16 protein-coding genes are annotated in these 17,773 nt (G+C 44.5%); 1 reads left to right on the top strand and 15 read right to left on the bottom strand.

Annotated features, from left to right (window positions below):
• The first annotated feature begins 102 nt into the window (after nucleotides 1-102).
• Nucleotides 103-1,113, top strand: coding sequence for a pectate lyase family protein (locus C6Y03_RS04720; protein WP_471666317.1), 1,011 nt, complete (start codon nucleotides 103-105; stop codon nucleotides 1,111-1,113).
• A gap of 57 nt (nucleotides 1,114-1,170) precedes the next feature.
• Here the strand turns inward: C6Y03_RS04720 and cydC are convergent, their stop codons facing one another.
• The 15 genes from cydC to C6Y03_RS04645 all read right to left on the bottom strand — a co-directional run bounded on the left by cydC (nucleotide 1,171) and on the right by C6Y03_RS04645 (nucleotide 17,727).
• Nucleotides 1,171-2,904 (bottom strand): thiol reductant ABC exporter subunit CydC, encoded by a 1,734-nt coding sequence (gene cydC / locus C6Y03_RS04715; RefSeq protein ID WP_106038924.1) that lies wholly within the window; start codon nucleotides 2,902-2,904, stop codon nucleotides 1,171-1,173.
• The gene (gene cydD, locus C6Y03_RS04710) at nucleotides 2,894-4,672 is read right to left on the bottom strand and encodes a thiol reductant ABC exporter subunit CydD (protein ID WP_106038923.1); all 1,779 of its coding nucleotides are present in this window, start codon (nucleotides 4,670-4,672) and stop codon (nucleotides 2,894-2,896) included. The genes cydC and cydD overlap by 11 nt, the downstream gene beginning before the upstream one ends.
• Entirely contained in the window at nucleotides 4,672-5,688 is a 1,017-nt protein-coding gene (cydB, locus tag C6Y03_RS04705) for a cytochrome d ubiquinol oxidase subunit II (RefSeq protein ID WP_012011719.1), read from the bottom strand. The genes cydD and cydB overlap by 1 nt, the downstream gene beginning before the upstream one ends.
• Nucleotides 5,675-7,090: a cytochrome ubiquinol oxidase subunit I gene (locus C6Y03_RS04700; protein WP_106038922.1), complete on the bottom strand. Its 1,416-nt coding sequence runs from the start codon at nucleotides 7,088-7,090 to the stop codon at nucleotides 5,675-5,677. The genes cydB and C6Y03_RS04700 overlap by 14 nt, the downstream gene beginning before the upstream one ends.
• A gap of 331 nt (nucleotides 7,091-7,421) precedes the next feature.
• Complete coding sequence (gene isdG / locus C6Y03_RS19530) at nucleotides 7,422-8,543, bottom strand: heme oxygenase (RefSeq protein ID WP_106038921.1); 1,122 nt, start codon at nucleotides 8,541-8,543, stop codon at nucleotides 7,422-7,424.
• Between the two features lies 1 nt (nucleotide 8,544).
• Nucleotides 8,545-9,558: a FecCD family ABC transporter permease gene (locus C6Y03_RS04690; protein WP_106038920.1), complete on the bottom strand. Its 1,014-nt coding sequence runs from the start codon at nucleotides 9,556-9,558 to the stop codon at nucleotides 8,545-8,547.
• Nucleotides 9,555-10,493, bottom strand: coding sequence for an ABC transporter substrate-binding protein (locus tag C6Y03_RS04685; protein ID WP_106038919.1), 939 nt, complete (start codon nucleotides 10,491-10,493; stop codon nucleotides 9,555-9,557). The genes C6Y03_RS04690 and C6Y03_RS04685 overlap by 4 nt, the downstream gene beginning before the upstream one ends.
• Nucleotides 10,494-10,511: 18 nt before the next feature.
• Entirely contained in the window at nucleotides 10,512-11,264 is a 753-nt protein-coding gene (gene srtB, locus C6Y03_RS04680; protein ID WP_106038918.1) for a class B sortase, read from the bottom strand.
• Between the two features lie 16 nt (nucleotides 11,265-11,280).
• The gene (locus C6Y03_RS04675; protein ID WP_034660447.1) at nucleotides 11,281-12,051 is read right to left on the bottom strand and encodes an ABC transporter ATP-binding protein; all 771 of its coding nucleotides are present in this window, start codon (nucleotides 12,049-12,051) and stop codon (nucleotides 11,281-11,283) included.
• Complete coding sequence (locus C6Y03_RS04670) at nucleotides 12,038-13,024, bottom strand: FecCD family ABC transporter permease (RefSeq protein WP_034660449.1); 987 nt, start codon at nucleotides 13,022-13,024, stop codon at nucleotides 12,038-12,040. Before C6Y03_RS04670 ends, C6Y03_RS04675 begins: the two co-directional genes overlap by 14 nt.
• Nucleotides 13,025-13,057: 33 nt before the next feature.
• The gene (gene isdE / locus C6Y03_RS04665) at nucleotides 13,058-13,945 is read right to left on the bottom strand and encodes a heme ABC transporter substrate-binding protein IsdE (protein WP_106038917.1); all 888 of its coding nucleotides are present in this window, start codon (nucleotides 13,943-13,945) and stop codon (nucleotides 13,058-13,060) included.
• A 74-nt stretch (nucleotides 13,946-14,019) separates the two neighbouring features.
• Nucleotides 14,020-15,873, bottom strand: coding sequence for an NEAT domain-containing protein (locus C6Y03_RS04660; protein WP_106038916.1), 1,854 nt, complete (start codon nucleotides 15,871-15,873; stop codon nucleotides 14,020-14,022).
• 18 nt (nucleotides 15,874-15,891) lie between these two features.
• Nucleotides 15,892-16,545, bottom strand: coding sequence for a heme uptake protein IsdC (gene isdC, locus C6Y03_RS04655; protein WP_106030737.1), 654 nt, complete (start codon nucleotides 16,543-16,545; stop codon nucleotides 15,892-15,894).
• Nucleotides 16,546-16,565: 20 nt separating this feature from the next.
• Nucleotides 16,566-17,024 carry an NEAT domain-containing protein gene (locus C6Y03_RS04650; RefSeq protein ID WP_066031542.1) on the bottom strand — a complete coding sequence of 153 codons (459 nt, stop codon included), beginning with the start codon at nucleotides 17,022-17,024 and terminating at the stop codon, nucleotides 16,566-16,568.
• 370 nt (nucleotides 17,025-17,394) lie between these two features.
• Nucleotides 17,395-17,727 (bottom strand): winged helix-turn-helix transcriptional regulator, encoded by a 333-nt coding sequence (locus C6Y03_RS04645; protein ID WP_106036390.1) that lies wholly within the window; start codon nucleotides 17,725-17,727, stop codon nucleotides 17,395-17,397.
• Between the last annotated feature and the right edge of the window lie 46 nt (nucleotides 17,728-17,773).

The following is a 17,773-nucleotide window of genomic DNA, read 5'->3' as shown; positions in this document are numbered from 1 at the left end:
GGCGAAGAAAGGGGGGAGCAGTTGAATTGCAGCTTATTTTTGGAAACGTTTACATTAAAACAAAATAGAATGGAGATGTTGACTTTGAAGAAAAAAGTTCCAATGTTAGCTGGTGTGTTAGCGGTTGGTCTCGTGACTTCATTATTTGCACCTAATGGGGAGGCAAAAGCGGCAGCCAAGTATCCAGAAAGCCCTTCTATTATGGCCAATTTTAATCAACAAGGATTCTCCACATTAAATGGCGGTACAACAGGCGGTGAAGGCGGTAAAACCGTCACAGTCAAAACTGGAAATGAACTATTGGCTGCCCTCAAAAGTAAAGGAACAAACGAAAAATTAAAAATTGTTGTCGACGGGACGATTGCCCCTTCTAATACATCTGCCAATAAAATCGATGTGAAAGATACAAACAATGTCTCGATCGTCGGCAAAGGCACGAAAGGTGAATTTAATGGAATTGGTATCAAAGTATGGCGTTCCAATAACGTCATTATCCGCAACCTGAAAATCCATCACAGTAACATCGGTGACAAGGATGCCATCGGAATCGAAGGCGCTTCTAAAAACGTATGGGTCGATCATAATGAGCTGTACAACACATTAAACTCTGGGAAAGATGATTATGATGGATTATTTGATGTGAAAAAAGACTCCGACTATATTACCTTCTCATGGAACTATGTTCATGACAGCTGGAAAACGATGCTCATGGGCAGCTCTGATAACGACAACTACAACCGAAAAATTACGTTCCATAACAACCGTTTTGAAAACCTGAATTCTCGTGTACCTTCTATGCGCTACGGGGAAGGTCATGTGTATAACAACTACTATAAAGGCATTCATACCACAGCGATCAACTCTCGTATGGGCGCGAAGATGAGAATTGAGCACAACGTATTTGAAAATACAAATAATGCGATCGGCAGCTGGGACAGCCGTCAAGTCGGTACATGGCATGTCATCAACAACTCATTTATTAACAGCACAGGCAGTCTGCCAACGTCTTCAACAGGTACGTACAACCCTCCTTATCACTACTCTTTGCTTAACGTAAACAATGTCAAATCAGAAGTGGTATCAAATGCTGGTGTTGGAAAGGTAAACCCTTAAAACCACAAAACGTTCGGGCAGAGATCTCTGTCCGAACGTTCTTGTTATTTCGTTTATTTATATTGTAGAAAATGGACGATCCATCTCATACAATTTTTGATAGCGCAGGTTTTCTCTCAGTAAATCCTGATGCTCCCCCTGCATCTCAATTTGTCCATCTTCAATAAACATAATGCGGTCACATGCCTCACAGCCAGTGAGATGATGGGTAATCCAAATGACCGTTTTTCCTTTTAACACACGAAAGATGGTTTCAAGCAGCTCACGCTCTGTGCGCGGATCAAGTCCGACGGTGGGCTCATCTAATACAACAATCGGGGTGTTTTGCAGCAAAATCCGGGCTAATGCCATCCGTTGTCTTTCTCCACCTGAGAAACGAATCCCTGTCTCCTGCACACCGGTGTGATAACCTTCTGGCAAGGATTCGATGGTATCGTGCAGCTGCACTTGTCTCGCTGCTTCTTTTACTTGCTCTTCTGTCGCATCTGGAGAGCCTAAGCGAATATTGTTTAAAACAGAGGTATCGAATAAATACGGCTGTTGATTGAGCACTGACACATAGGTGGACACGGTTTCTCGAATGCTTTCTACCGGTTTTCCCTGGATACTGACAGCTCCTTGATTTGGCACGACAGCTCCTTCTAACAATTTCAAAATAGTCGATTTTCCTGCACCACTTTTTCCTAAGAGAGCAAGTGATTCCCCTTGCTTCAGTGAAAATGAGAGGTGCTTTAGCACGTATTGGTGCGAATCATACCGAAAGGACACTTGATCAAAACAGACAGCTTCACCTTGAGAAATAGCTGAATGATCCACTGTCTTGCGCTCAGATTCTCCTTCATACGAAAGCTTTTCATAATGATTTAATCTGCTGACAGCATGCTGATAGACTGGAATATCACCTGCTGCATCTGAGAGTGGAAGAAAGGCTTCTGTTAACGGAAACAGCACAAGCACGAAGGCTGCAATTAGTGTGTGTGACATCGAGCCTGACTGAACGACCGAACCGCTCCAATACACGACAAACACGACAGCTCCTCCAATCATAAGCTGTGCAAAAAACTGGCGCAGACGGATAAACCGGTGCTTGGCTGCTTCAAGCGCTAACAGCTGCGCTTCTTTCTGTTCATATTCATCAACAAAATCTTTCTGCCTGCCGCTAAACAGCCAGTCACTAACGCCCATGACTGCATCTGTTAAATGGCTGTACAGTTCATTTCTGCCTTTTTTCATTTGAATTTGTCTCGCCCGGTTCACTAGCACTGTGACGTATGGGAAAACAAATACGAGAAGTGCCATATAAAGCAGCATCAGTCCAGCAAAAGGCCACGAGAATAGACCAAGTGCCCCAATGGATGCGGCATATAAAAGCAGCGCCCCGATGGATGGAAAGATGGTTTTTAAATAGGCGTCCTGCAGTCTCTCGACATCATCTGACAGGAGCCCAAGCATTTCACCTGTACCCAGCTTTGTCTGTTTCGCACTTCGTTCAGCCATGTCATACAGACGGACACGCATTTTTTCAATCATGGTCAAAATGAGCTGGTGGCTCGCCAGTCTTTCTGCATAGCGGGCAGCTGAGCGTGAAATACCAAAGGTCCGTACAGCTACAATTGGGACGTAGACCATAAGTATATTCTCAGGTCTTGTGGCAGCTTTTGAAATGAGAAATCCTGACGTATACATCAGCATAGAAGCAGAGAATACTGCAATTGCCCCTAGAAATAAAACCAGCGCAAACAGCTTTTGATTCTCCTTGATATAAGGTATAAACCAGCCTTTACTGACCATGTGTGACCGCCCCCATTTGCTCCTGTACCAATTGATAATACACGCCTTTTCTTTGCATCAATGATTCATGTGTATCCATTTCTGCAATTGTTCCATGATCCATGACAATGATCTCATCCATGTCTGGCATCCAATGAAGCCTATGTGTCGCTAAGAACACAAGTTTATCTTCAAACAGCGGAAGCATTGTTTTCTTCAATTCATACTCTGTCTCAATATCGAGATGCGCCGTTGGTTCATCTAACAGCATAATTGACCGCTGGCCCAGCACCGTTCGCGCAAGCGCAATTCTTTGCGCCTGTCCGCCGCTTAGTCCTCTTCCCTGTTCTCCAATGACCTCATCGAGACCATTTGGCAGCTGCGCTACGAGCTGAGATAAGCCAGCTTCACAGACAGCTCTTTCCACTTCTTCATCTGTGGCATGCGGTTCATAAAAACGAATGTTTTCTCTCAATGTCATGTGAAATAAATAAGGGTGCTGCGGCATATAGACGACTTCCTTTTGCCATTCCTTCATCTGTAAATGAACAAGCGGCTTGCCGTTTAACGTGATTTGACCTGAGGTCGGTTCAACAAAGCCGCCGAGCACATCGGTTAACGTCGATTTCCCTGAACCACTGGCACCAATGATTCCGATTTTTTTCTTCCCTTTGACAGTGAGGTCTACATCCTGAATCGAATAAGGGGCATGTTCATCATGCTGGACACTAACATCTTGCAGCGTGAGCACAGCTTGTTCACCCCACTTGTCTAGCTGCACTGATTGTGTCTCCTGCGCGCGGAAGCCCTTGTCTAGCTGCACTGATTGTGTCTCCTGCGCGCGGAAGCCCTTTTCTTCTAAAATGACCTGCATCGCCTCATTCGCTTCTTTTCCATTTAGCGTCGCATGATAATCATTTCCCACTTCACGTACTGGCAGGAAATATTCCGGTGCCAGCATGAGCGCGGTCAGAGCCGGCAATAACAGAAGCTCTCCTTCAATTAATCGCAAGCCAAGAAAGACAGCGACAGTTGCAATCGACAGCATGGAAAAGAAATCAAGCGCAAATGATGAAAGAAATGCAACCTTCAGCGTACTCATGGTCGCCTTTCGATATCGCTTTGACACTTCCCCGATATTGCGGGAATGTTTTTTGCTAATGCCTAAGTAACGAAGCGTTTCAAGGCCGCGGAGAGAATCAGTAAAATGATTGGATAATTTCTCATACGATCTCCATTGTTTGGCCGCTTTACGCTGAGCGACAAGGCCTAGCAAAATCATAAAAATAATTAAAATCGGCAGCGTCACGATTAAAATGACAGCAGATGTTTCGTCTAACGTCCAAACATAGATGAGGACCATTGCCGGTATCACTGCCATGTTCACCATTTTCGGTAAAAATAGCTGTAAATACTGACGATATTGAGCAATCCCCTCCATCGCTAATGTGACAAGCTTTCCTGTACCTTTTTTCTTTGTGAAAGCTGGACCTAAACGAAAGAGTTGGTCTAACAGCTGTTTTCTGACGTCTGCTCCAATTCGGGAAGAGTAGGTAAACATGACCTTCTCCCGAATCAAGGTGAGACCGTGCCGCACCAGAAAGGCAGCAAGAAACAGCAGGACATAAGGCGTTGCCTGCGAAAGGCTTTTCCCGTCAAACAGCGTAGTAATGGCATGTGCCAGCCACTGTGCTTGGAAAATAATACTTGCTCCTTGGATGAGTGACACAATACCTAAGAGGGCGAGAAGCCCCCTAATTCCTTTTAATTGAAGCAAACGTTTATCCATTAGTAGGTCATTGGCTCCTTACCGCTTACACGTTTACGGAAGACGTAATAGCTCCAAATTTGATACCCAAGCACAAAGGGCAGCAAAGAAATGGCAACAATCGTCATCACCGTCAGTGAATATGATCCGGATGCAGCGTTTTGAATGGTAAGATCAAACGTATGGTTGATTGAGCTAATCATGACGCGCGGAAACAATGCAGTGAAAAGCATCGTCACTGTCACCATGATGCCTGCACCTGTGAATAAGAATGTCCAGCCATCACGTTCTTTTTTCATAAAGAATAGAGCCGCGACGTAACAAACCACAATTAGGACAGTTAACGGAATGGTGATGATCGGGCGTACCGTATAAATGTCTGTTTCCATGATAGATACACCGACAAATAGGACAAGAACTGGCAGCGCAATAAGCAGGACACGCTTGCCAAGCTTTCTTGCACGATCTCTTAAATCACCCTCTGTACGTAGTGTGACGAAAATCAATCCGTGCAGAAGGCAAAGAACCGTCACAGCTAACCCGCCAATCACTGAATAAAGGTTCACAAAATCCGTAAAACCAGCATACATATTCATGTCTTGATCAATTGGCATCCCGCGTAAAATACTCGTGAATAGCACACCGAGTAAAAACGGCGGCAGCAGACTGCCAAAGAAGATGACCCAGTCCCATGCTTTGATCCAAGAGGCTTTCTCCACCTTCCCTCGGAATTCAAAGGCGACTCCGCGCCCAATGAGCGCTAAGAGGAGAACCGCAAATGGTATATAGTATCCACTGAACATCGTGGCATACCAGTGAGGGAATGCAGCGAAAATAGCGCCCCCAGCTGTAATCAGCCAGACCTCATTCGCATCCCAGAAAGGACCAATCGTATTAATTAAAATGCGGCGTTCGTGCGCATCCTTTCCAAGCAGCTGCATGGACATCCCAACACCAAAATCAAATCCCTCTAAGAAGAAAAATCCAACAAACAATACTGCGACAAGAATAAACCAAATCTCGTTAAGATATGCCATGATATGCGCCTCCATCAAATGGATCTGTAGACAGGTCCGTTTCATCCTTTTGATCTGTATCCTCTTCCGAATGTGCACCTTTTTTAATTTCTCGAATGAATAGGTAGGCAAGCAAGATGGCAAGAATCAGATAAATCGTCGTAAAGCTAATGACTGAGAATAACAGCATGCCATACGATACGTTTGGCGAAATCGATTGAGCCGTCGTCATCATACCAAAGACAGTCCACGGCTGACGCCCAATTTCAGTCATGATCCAGCCAGCTGAGTTCGCAATAAACGGGAACGCAATCATCCCTACCATGAAGCGTAAAAACCATTTGTTCGTTTCGAGTTTCTTTCTAAAGCTCAAGTACAAGCCAATCATACTGGCAAAAATCATCAGCATTCCGGCACCAACCATGATTCTAAAGCTCCAGAAGGTTGTTTTCACTGGCGGAATGTAGTCTCCAGGGCCAAACTTTGCTTCATATTCTTTTTGAAGTGTCAGCATGCCTGGCACATCTCCACTGAACTTCTGATAAGCCAAGTAACTTAAAGCAAACGGAATATTGATCTCCGCAGAGTTTTCTTTTTTATCTGTGTCAATATTGGCAAATAGTGTCCAAGCCGCTGGATCTCCACTATCCTTCCAAAGGGCTTCACTTGCTGCCATCTTCATCGGCTGTGATTTCATTAAGTGCTTCGCTTGATCATGTCCAGAGAACGCCACACCTAAGCCAGAAATTAAAGCGAGGACCATGGCAATCTGGAATGATTTTTTGAAAAAGGCGATTTCTTGTTTTTTGATCATTTTAAAGGCACTAACTCCTGCAATAAAGAATGCACCTGTAGCCAGCGCACCAAACAGAACGTGCGGGAATTCAACCCAAAGCTGCGGGTTCGTTACAAGAGCGCCAAAATCATTCATTTCTGCGCGGCCATTTTTAATGACAAATCCAACTGGCTCTTGCATAAATGAGTTGGCGAGTAGAATCCAAAACGCCGAAAAGATCGTACCAAGAGAAACAAGCCAAATACACAATAAATGAATCTTCTTCGGCAGACGATCCCAGCCGAATATCCAAAGTCCAATAAATGTAGATTCAAGGAAAAAGGCGAGCAGTGCTTCAATGGCAAGCGGTGCACCAAACACATCACCGACAAATCTTGAATAATCTGACCAGTTCATCCCAAACTGGAATTCCTGCAAAATCCCTGTCACCACACCTACTGCAAAATTGAGTAAGAATAGATGACCCCAAAACTTCGCCATTTTTTTATAAATCTCTTTTTTCTTGACGACATAAAGGGTCTGCATCAAGGCGACGATAAACACCAAACCTATTGACATAGGAACAAAAATAAAATGAAATAATGTCGTTGAAGCAAATTGAAATCTTGCTAAAAACAGCTCACTCACAGCCTTACATCCTCCCTTACTTTCACATGCCGAATGATTCGAAACAACTATGCTCACCACTTCACAAAATATTCACTATTTGTTCAATGATTCACAAATAATAGCCTGTTTGAAATGGTTTACTCGGTGAAATTTTACTCTTGCTTTTCATTCGGTTAGTTATTTATACCTGTACTTTACACCCATGCGCTTCAAAAATAAAGTAAATTTTACCTAAAAATTGGATGGTATTGTGTCAGTTGTTTGAATACTTTGTCAAAGATATGTGACAGAAAGTAAAAAAACGCAAAAAAATAGCGCTGCACATGAACCGCAGCGCTATGTTTCTTTTTTAGGCTTTTTTCTGTAAAGCTGGTCTAGTGACTTGCACTTCGTAGTACGTAATTTTGTTTTTTAATAGTCCTTCAGGTTTCGCTTTCCCATGAGCGTGCGCATCACCAAATGCCTGAGATTTTGTCCAGTTCACAAAGTCTTCTTTTCGATTCCAGCGGGTATGAATGGTCACTTCATCGTAATCGGTTGTCTGCTGTGTGACCCATACTTCCATGCCTAAAAATCCTTCCATGAATTCTACTTGTCCCTGCTTGTTAAAACGCTTGACGAGGTGGTCAGCACTGCCTTTTTCTACTCTTACCTGGTTGTTGACAATGATCATTTTCTGTTCATCTCCCTTTGGTTGTTGGATTGAAGCGATTGGGATAATGAGCGGATGCTCACCGTCTAAGTGAACCTCAGCCTGAATCCCAAAGACTTCTTTGAAAAAGTTTTCTGTTAATACTTCGTTTGGTGTCCCTATTTGATAAACCTGACCACCCTTCATCGCAATGAGGCGGTCACAATATTTTGCTGCCTGCTGCAGGTCGTGAAGAACCATTAAAATGGTGATTCCATGCGTCTTATTCAGCTGTTTGAGCAGCTCTAGTAAATCAAGCTGATGTGCAATATCTAGGTAAGTCGTCGGCTCATCCAGAATCAAGGTCTCTGTCTTCTGAGCGAGCGCCATCGCAATATACGCCTTTTGTCTTTCTCCGCCTGACAATGTATGCAGCATTCTGTTTTCATTGATGCGGCTATTGGTCACATCAAGCGCCCACTCAATCGCTTCTTGATCTGTCTTCGAGCTCTTTTTCCAGATCGAACGATGCGGACTGCGTCCAAGTGCGACCAGCTCCCGCACGGTCATAGAAGGGATGGCTGTTCTCGTCTGCATGAGAACGGCGATTTCCTTTGCAATCTCCTGAGCTGTCATCTCTTTTTGCGGTATATCGTGAATGTATATCATGCCGCTTTCGATCGATGTAAGACGTGCGGCTGCTTTAATAAAAGTCGACTTCCCTGATCCATTTGGTCCAATAATTCCTGTCACACTTCCTTTAGGAACAGTTGCTGAAATAGACGACAGCCGAAAGCCTCCTTGACTGAGACTCACGTCATCCATAGCTATCACTTCCAACTTAACCCCTCCCTTTCTTTTTTAATAAATAGAGGAAGAAAGGTGCACCGATGCAGGCAAGCAGGATACCGACAGGCAGTTCAACCGGTGTAAACCATACCCGTGCCGCTGTATCTGCAAAAACCACAAGTACGCCTCCGCCCAGTATTGAGATCGGCAGCAGGTACCGGTAGTCATCTCCAATTAAAAGACGGATAAAATGAGGAACGACCAGGCCGACAAATCCAATTAAGCCGCTCACACTTACAGCTGCACCAGCTAAAAGCGCCGCCAGCGCAATTAAGAAAAACCGAGTGCGCTCTACTCTAAGGCCGAGTAACTGCGCCGATTCATCACCAAGCAAAAGAAGGTTTGCCGGCTTGATGGCAAAAAAACAAAGGCACAACCCAGCGAGCGCATATGGCGACACGAAGCTTAGATGATGCCAGCTCCGTCCATTTAATCCTCCGGATAAAAAAGGCAGAACAGCCTGTACACGCTCACTATAAAGCACCATAAACCCATTCATAACCGCCCCAAGGAGGGCATTGACTGCCACTCCCGCCAAAATCAATTTCAGCGGTGAAACACCTTGATCAAATGAGAGCATATACACCACAAGTGCCGCTAATAAAGCGCCAAGGAAAGCAGCAGCTGGCAGCAAATACGTAAATTGCGGAAACACAATCATGCTGAGCACAGCAGCCAATCCGCCGCCAGCAGTCACACCGATGATGCCAGGGTCAGCGAGTGGATTTCGGACGACTCCTTGTAAAATCGCCCCTGATGCTGCGAGACAGGCCCCAACGATGAAACCTATTAGAACTCGCGGCAGGCGTAAATCCATCACAATTTTCTCATGAACAGGCTGGCCTGATCCCATCAAAGCAGCGACCAAATCTGGCAGCGATAATTGAACAGAACCTAATGCAAGCCCTAGGCATGCGCCCACACCTAACGAGAGAAATAGTACGGGTATCAGCCATTTTCGTCTCGACTGTCTTTTTTGAAAATCTAATTCTGTATTCATTTTCATGATGACAATCGCTTCAATCTTTTCTCTAGCTCATCAATCGCTCTCATCACTTCCGCGCCTGGGTTCGTCCCAAATAGATCACTCGGCAGAATCTCGACGTGTCCATTTTTGACAGCTGACACATCGTGCCAAGCGGCATTCTGTTTCATTTCACTCATAAAGCCCGCTTTCACATCTTCAGGATTGCTGTGTGTCATAAGCAGAATAAGATCAGGATCGGCTTCGATGACCTTTTCTGCATTGATTTGAGCGTATTGAGGGAATTTCTCGAGTGCCGGTTCATTCTCAGCGATGTTCGTCCCTCCTGCGATGTGCAGTAAATCTCCGCTTAAGGATTGAGGAAGTGCCGCCATATATGTGCCAGGTGCCCCGTATACAACGAGTGTCTTCACTTTTTTCTGAGGCTGCTTGACCTGCTTTTTCCTCTGATCGATTTGCTCATTGAGGGCTTTGGCCTTTTGCTGCTTTCCGAGCAAATCCCCGAATAACGTTATTTGACGCTGAATATCCTTCACTGAATTGGCACTTGTCAAAAGAAGCTGTGAACCAATTCCTTCTATTGTAGAGATGTCCTTACTGTTTAATTGTTCATTCCCAAGCACAACATCGGGCTTTAAGCTTGTGATGAGCTCTACATCAAATTGATGCGTTGTGCCAATCGTTTGGACGGACTTTGCCTGTTGTAAGCTGTCTGGTAATTCGGCGGCCGGACGGCCAACTACCTCACCGCCTAAGGCATACAGGATGCTCATGTCTCCAGTCGATAATGCGACGATACGCTGAGGTGATTCTTCAAACGACAGCGTTCTGCCAGTAAAATCCTTTATCTTCAGCGCACCTTGCCCGCTTCCTTTCTCTACAGGTGCTGCCTGACTGCATCCGCCGAGGAGAAGCATCAAGACGAGTCCCGCAAAGATCACATGTGAAAATTTCAACCGTCTGTCTCTCCTTTTCTAGTAAACTTTCTTTAGCTTTGCCTGTACCACGAGACGCCCATTTTTAGGTGCAAGCACATGATCACAGGTCGATAGAGTGAGGATGAGGTCATCTGTGGACACGTCTGTCTTCGTTTGGTAGATTGATTTTTTTCGCACAGCTTGCAAGTAGTGCGCATATTCGCCTAGATCTTGAAAATCGGTTTGAATATAATCGAAATCAACCGTTGTTTCATACACGGCAAAAATCTCCGCCTCATAGCTTTGATACAGCGTATCGTACTGAAATGTCCGGTGCTCATGGAAGAAATCCTTTTTTAAATAGTTTGTGAGTCCAGCGAACATGGATCCATCCCTCATCCGATGCCCGTACACCACAGTATTCGGGCTTTCATGCAAGACGTCATTGCGATAATCCATAAAGATACTGCCTGCCCGGGTGTCATTTTTTAAGTAATTACGGGTTAAGTAGAATGCATTATCACGAGATTGAACGATTGGGTACTGAATCATCGTGTCCTTCATATTGATCCAGCCGACAATGTCGTTGTTCACCTTCCGCAGCTCATCAAATGACGTACGGATGGTCCCCGGCTCCCGGCTTTCAGTCATTCCTTGCTCTTGACCATACATCGTCTGAGCCTTTGCAAGTACCTGACGATTTTGATAATAGCCGAACAGTTCTAAGCCAATGGCTGTACCGCTATAAATGAATACTCCTAAACAGACGATCGTCACCAGACGCTGCCAGACCCGTTTTCCTCTTTTCACACTGTCTCACCTGCTTTTATATGCCAACAGGCACGATGTACATTCCTGTTTCTGCATCCTGTCTAATCGTGACGGACACATCATAAATGTGCCGCACATTCTCTTCTGTTAACACATCGTTTGGCTGTCCTTCACTGATAATTCGTCCATCCTTCATCGCAATGATGACGTCACTGTAGCGGACAGCCTGATTCATGTCGTGCAGCACCATGACAATCGTGAGTCCATGCACGACATTGAGCTCACGGATCAGCTCAAGAATGTCAAATTGATAGTAGATATCCAAATAGGTTGTCGGTTCATCTAAGAAAAGGATCGGTGTTTTTTGCGCAAGTGCCATCGCAATCCATACACGCTGACGCTCACCACCTGACAGTGAGGCGAGCGGCACCTTTCGTTTTTCCGTTAGCTTTGTACTGGACAGTGCCCACTCTATCGCTCTCTCATCCTCTTCCTTGTCACCCCCGCGCATCGTCTGGTACGGCGTTCTACCGAATGCCACGACCCGTTCGATCGTTAAATCAAGCGGCGCTTCATTTTGCTGATGGACGACAGCCAGCTTTTTTGCCAGCTCCTTTGGCTTAAATGCATTCAGCGCTTGTCCGTCTAAGTGAATTTGCCCTTTGTTTGGACAATGATTATTCGCCATCAAGGAAAGCAGTGTGGATTTCCCCGAGCCATTTGGACCGATAATGGTTGTGATTTTCCCCTTTTCAATCTGTGTTGTGACCGATTGAACGATGTCCTTCTGCTGGTCATATGAGAATGACACCTCACGAATGTCCATGGAGACGGTCCCCCCTTCTTAATAAAAAGATCAGAAACGGCCCGCCAATCACGGCCATGATCGTAGAAGCAGGAATCTCATTTGGCGCTACAAGCGTCCTGCCGAGCGTATCAGCCGTCAAAATCAGCAAAGCCCCGCTTAACGCAGAAAATGGAATGAGTACCCGATGATCCGAGCCAACAAGCCTTCTTGAAATGTGCGGAATGAGCAAACCGACAAAGGCAATCACGCCCGCTACCGCAGCTGTCACCGCCGCGAGTAATACCGCTGTGATGGAAATCAAAAGGCGCATTCTGGTCACACGCAACCCTAAATTTTTCGCTGTCTTGTCCTGAAGAGCCAAGAGGTTACACCATCTGCTGAAGAAAAGTGCTACGACAAGACCGGCGACGCCATAGACTCCGATTAAACGGACATCTCCCCACGTTTTCATCGTGAGATTTGACTGTCCTGACTGATTGATCGTGATATTGAAATAGCTGCAAATGGTCACAAATGCTTCAGCCATTCCAGTAAACATGGCATTGATGGCGATCCCAACCAAAATCATACGGATTGGGCTTAAACCGCCCTTCCAAGACAGAACGTACACGAGGAAACATGCAATGGCTCCGCCAAACACCGAAAATAAAGGAGAGTAGAAATAAAATTGAGGAAGCGCTGTAATCGCCATTAAAGAAAAGAAGCTGGCTCCTGATGAAATTCCAATGACGCCGGCATCAGCTAATGGATTTCTCATGACCGACTGCAGCAGTACACCGGAGACAGATAAGGCGGCCCCTGTAAACATTGCGATGAGCATGCGGGGAATTCTCAAATCTTTAATGATGTCTACCTGTGCATGTTGACCGGTGATGAGCCCTTCCAATAATTCAATCGGGGTGACATGAATACTCCCAGTAATGGCGGAATAAATAAACACGCACACCAGTAAGAGACTAACTATCAGAAATAAAATCCCTGTTTTTTTCATCTTGAACGTCCTTTTATCATTAAGATTCGCCGCTTATGACGGGTAGAGCATACGCGTTAGTTCATCTAATGCTTCTGCTGCCTTTAAATTGCCCGTTGTCCCGAATAAGCTTTCTTCGAGGTCATACACCCGGTCTTGATTGACCGCATGAAAATGCTTCCAGATGTCATTTGTTTTAAATTCTTGATCAAACATGCGGACAACTTCATCTGGCATCCCATGTGCGGCCCGGAGTATGATATCTGGATTGGCTTTTTGTAAATACTCCGTATTAGATGCCAAATACTCCATTTTCTCACCTTTGACAATGTTCTTTCCGCCTGCGATACGTACAAGATCACCAATATATGAATTCTCTGTTGCCACCAAATAACTGCCCGGTACACCAAGCAAAATCAGAACGGACGGCTTGCGCTTTCCCTTCGTCTTCTCTTGTATGTCTTTCTTTTTTTGTTCAAAGTCAGACACGATGCGCTCGGCTTGTTTCTTTCTGTCATACTGAGCTCCGAGCTTCGTGATCGCCTTCTCCATGCTGCCAAGGCTCTCGAGATTTAAGTATGTGGCAGGAACACCTGCTTGCTGAAAGGGTGTCTCTAAATCATATTGAAGGGTTGTGACAGACAGGACATCTGTCGGTTGAAGTGATTGGATGATTTCCATGTCCGGGCTCATTGGATTACCGACTTCCGGCAGTCCTTTATAACGAGCTGGCAAGGATTTTTGACTTGTTGGCACCCCGACAAGATCCATCTCTAAAGCATCCATAATCTCCACAGCAGCTACAGTCGTTGCCACAATGCGCGCACTTGATTCTGCGCTTTTTTTGCCTTTCGCTGAACTTTCGGCTGATTGTGAGCAGCCCGATAAGATCACGCACACACTAAGAGTAGCGATCAGGGTACATATCATTCGATGCTTCAAAAAAGAAGCCTCCTTTCGAAAAAAGAGAGTGGATGCGCCGAGAGAAATTGCGCATCTCACTTAAACTAAACCATCTATCTTGTTCTTGTTTGATACTTTCTGACGAGTACGAATAATGACCCGCCGAATAAAAGAATATACACCCAAAGAAGAGAGGTATCTCCTGTTTTCGGATTCAACTGTCCAGTCTCAGACTTGGTTTGGTCATCTGATGGAGTAAATGTCATCTGCTCTGCGCCTGTTTCCTCTGGCGCTAGATTTTCAAGCTGATTTGTTTGAGAATCGCGATCATTTGGATTTTTGACAAAGCCGATACTCTCATCGTCTCCGATTACCGTAGCAATGCCGCTTCCTTCACCAAGAGTGATTCCTTTTGTGTCATAGACAAGTTTGACATCGTACTGCTCATGATAATTCGCAGCCGGAATATCAATTTTTACGCGTGCTGCTTGAGCTGTGCTTAAACTTTTGGCTTCATATTGAATCACTCGTGTGTCTGCTTTTTGATCTGTTTTTGCGACAAGAGTCTCTTCATATTTCCCGCCTGTCCCTACTTGGAAGGATGTGATGGCTGAGCTGTTCTTCACTGTATATGAAACGAAATGGCGGCCATTTTTCACGACCAATGTCGCAGGGCTCACGACGTAATCGTTCATACGAGAAGGCTCATCCTTGTCTGCTTTCTTCATTGAGAAAGGCAGCTTGTATACACCATCTTTAAGCTTAGCCGTCTCTTGAGCAGTTCCGCCGTTATTTGTTTCTGGTGATGGTGTGTTTGGTTTTGGTGTTTCTGGTGCAGCCGGTGTTTCTTCCTCTACCTGCCCGTCCTTAAGTGGAGCGATACTCTTTGCATCGAATTGAAAACGAATATCGTAGGTTTGGTCATAGTGAGCAGCTGCTACCACGATGTGTACTTTTCCTTTGACCGCTTTTTTCAGATCAGCGACATCAAATGACACCACTCTTGTGTTCTTTGCTTTATCTGTGCTGACCGTCTTCACTTCTTGATAAGATCCGTTTTTCTCTGTTTTCAAGGAAGCGACAGACGTATGATCCTTCACCGTAAAGGAAATGGTTTGTTTTCCATTTTTGATGGTTAAGGATGCAGGATGTGAGAAGTATTGGTTCATACGAGATGCCTCGTCCTGATCCCCTTTCAGCACACTGTAATTGATGCGGTATTCGCCATCTTTTAATTGATTTTGCGCAGAATCATCTGGCTTTGTGCCATTGTTATTGCCAGGTGTTGCCTGATGATCGTCTGGCTTTGTCCCATTTTGATCATCCGGCTTTGTTTCATTATCGTCTGGCTTTGACCCGTTTTGGTCATCCGGTTTTGTTTCATTATCGTCTGGCTTTGACCCGTTTTGGTCATCCGGTTTTGTTTCGTTATCGTCTGGCTTTGACCCGTTTTGGTCATCCGGTTTTGTTTCGTTATCGTCTGGCTTTGCAGGTGTAACGAGTGTTAGGCTGCTTTGATCGAATGCAAGCTGTACGTCATACGCTTCGTCATAAATAAAGCCGCCTAAATCCCAGTAAATTTTCACCCAGCCGTTTAATTTGGCTGATAAGTCGGCTACATCAAATTTGATCACACGTGTATTGGCTGTTTCATCCTCACTGACGGTTTCAGTGGTGACAAGAGCACCATTTTGTTCAACTTTGAAATCTGTAATCTCTTTGCTTTGCTTCAGCGTGACATAGGCTGTTGTCTTGCCATTCTCCACAATCAGCTTAGCTGGCTTTTCTGTATACGTATCCATCATGGACGCTTCTGTGCTGCCATTCTTTAAAATGGTGAATCCGGCCGTGTATTCACCATCAACAAATGATGCCGCTTGAGCCGTTCCTTGAGGAATCTGAAACGCAGTCAATAAACTGAATAAAACGAGCAGAATAGCTGCCTTTAGATGAAAAAGACGTTTCAAATGGTGACACTTCCTTTCTTAATGCTTGATGATCCACTTTCTTGCTAAAAACCCGCCTGAGCATAGAGCAAGCACAAGGAGCCACCCTGTCTGGTTTGTATCACCAGTTTGAGGATTCTCTTCTTGTTTTGTCGTGGATGAATCAGATGTTTTCGTTGATTCTTTTGATGGCTGCTGATCTTCTGCTGCACCCGCTGATTTGTTTGTGCTGTTAGACGAAAGCGATTTCATGCTGCTCTCATCGAATTTCAGCTGAATGGTATAATCATGATCATAATCAGCAGATTTAACAGTGACATGAATTTTTGACTTGATTGGCTTAGACAAGCTCTGAGCTTGGAACTGAACAAGCCTTGTGTTGGCTTTTTTATTGGTTGAGAGAACCGTTGTATCGACATAGCTGCCATTTCCCGGCACTTTAAATTCCGTTACCCAGCTGCTATTTTTAATGGTCATTTGTACAGTCAGCTTCCCATTTTTTGCAATCACTTTTGCTGGCTTCAGCCAGTAATCATTTGCCATGGAGACCGCATTTCCTTCAGCCTTCAGCACAGTATAGTTGACGGAGTATGTACCATCCTTTAACGTGGCAGCCTGTGCGTTTGAAAAAGGCAGCATAAGTGCCAATAATAAAGCGGTCATGAAGACTGATAGCCTCATCATTTTTTTCATCAAGCGAATTTCCTCCCTTTCTATTGAACAGATGCTGCATCAAACTTGAGGCGGATGTCGTAATTGCCTGTATATCCGATGACCGGTACAGTCACGCTCACTTTTGCTGGTACGACTTCTGTCAGGCTGTTCACGTTGAATTCAACCGTTCTCTTATTTGCAGCTGTATTTGTACTGATCACCTTCGCATCTTTGTACACACCTTGATCAAGTGTTTTAAAGCTTGTGATCCAAGAGCTATTCGTTAACGTGACTTGTGCTTTGATTTTTCCATTCTTCACGACAAGCTTGGCTGGTTTTTCAAAATACGTATTCGCTGTTGAAGTCGAATCGCTATCTGCCTTCCATACCACATATTGTGCTGAATGTTGACCATCTGCTAAGCCTGCTGCTGAGGCTGAGCTAACTGGGGCTAGGGCAAATAATAGAACAAAACTAAAGAACAATAATACGTGTGATGTTGAACGAATGGCTTTCATGTGAACCCTCCTAAATGATATTGATAATTATTCTCAATAGATAATAAAAAAAATAACCTTCATAAGCGCTGGATCACACTTATAGATGATTATGATAATCATTATCAATTGAGTTGAAAAAATAAATCTTTGCTTCCTAAAAGCCAAAGATGTCTGTTTCTAAATGATGGTTTGAAACGTGTTTTAGGTAATCTGTCCCATTCATGATACCATGGCATAACCTCCATTCCATTACAGGGAAAAGAACCCTCTTCTCCTTGATATTATATGATGAATGAATTTATTGTCAACATCATTTTTCATACTATTGACTTAGATTTCTGGAAAATCGCACAAAAAAATTTCGATCAGACAGACTGATCGAAATCGTTTAGGAAGAGACTTGTTCCCCTTTTTTGCTGTTATTACGTTCTAAAGACCAAGCATACATTTCACGAATAATCGGCTCAATTTTCTTCCCTTGCGCTGTTAATTCGTATTCAATCCGTACTGGAATGTCAGGGTATACGTTTTTCTCAACGAGTCCTTCAGCCTCTAAATCCTTCAGCCTTTCTGATAATAATCGTCCGCTGATGTCCATTTCATTTTCAAGCTGACAGAAACGCTTAGGGCCTGTCAGAAGCTGATTGATGATGAGAATGACCCACTTCTTGCCTAGAATCTCCATGGCATCTGTGATTGGACAGCCATCTACTTGAGCCATACCTTACTCCCTCCCGCTTTTCTCTCTTTTTTTCATTATAGCACAA

The sequence above is a fragment of the Bacillus sp. LNXM65 genome, assembly GCF_002998575.1.
In the GTDB taxonomy this organism is placed as follows: domain Bacteria; phylum Bacillota; class Bacilli; order Bacillales; family Bacillaceae; genus Bacillus.
This window is presented reverse-complemented; position numbering and strand designations above follow the sequence as displayed.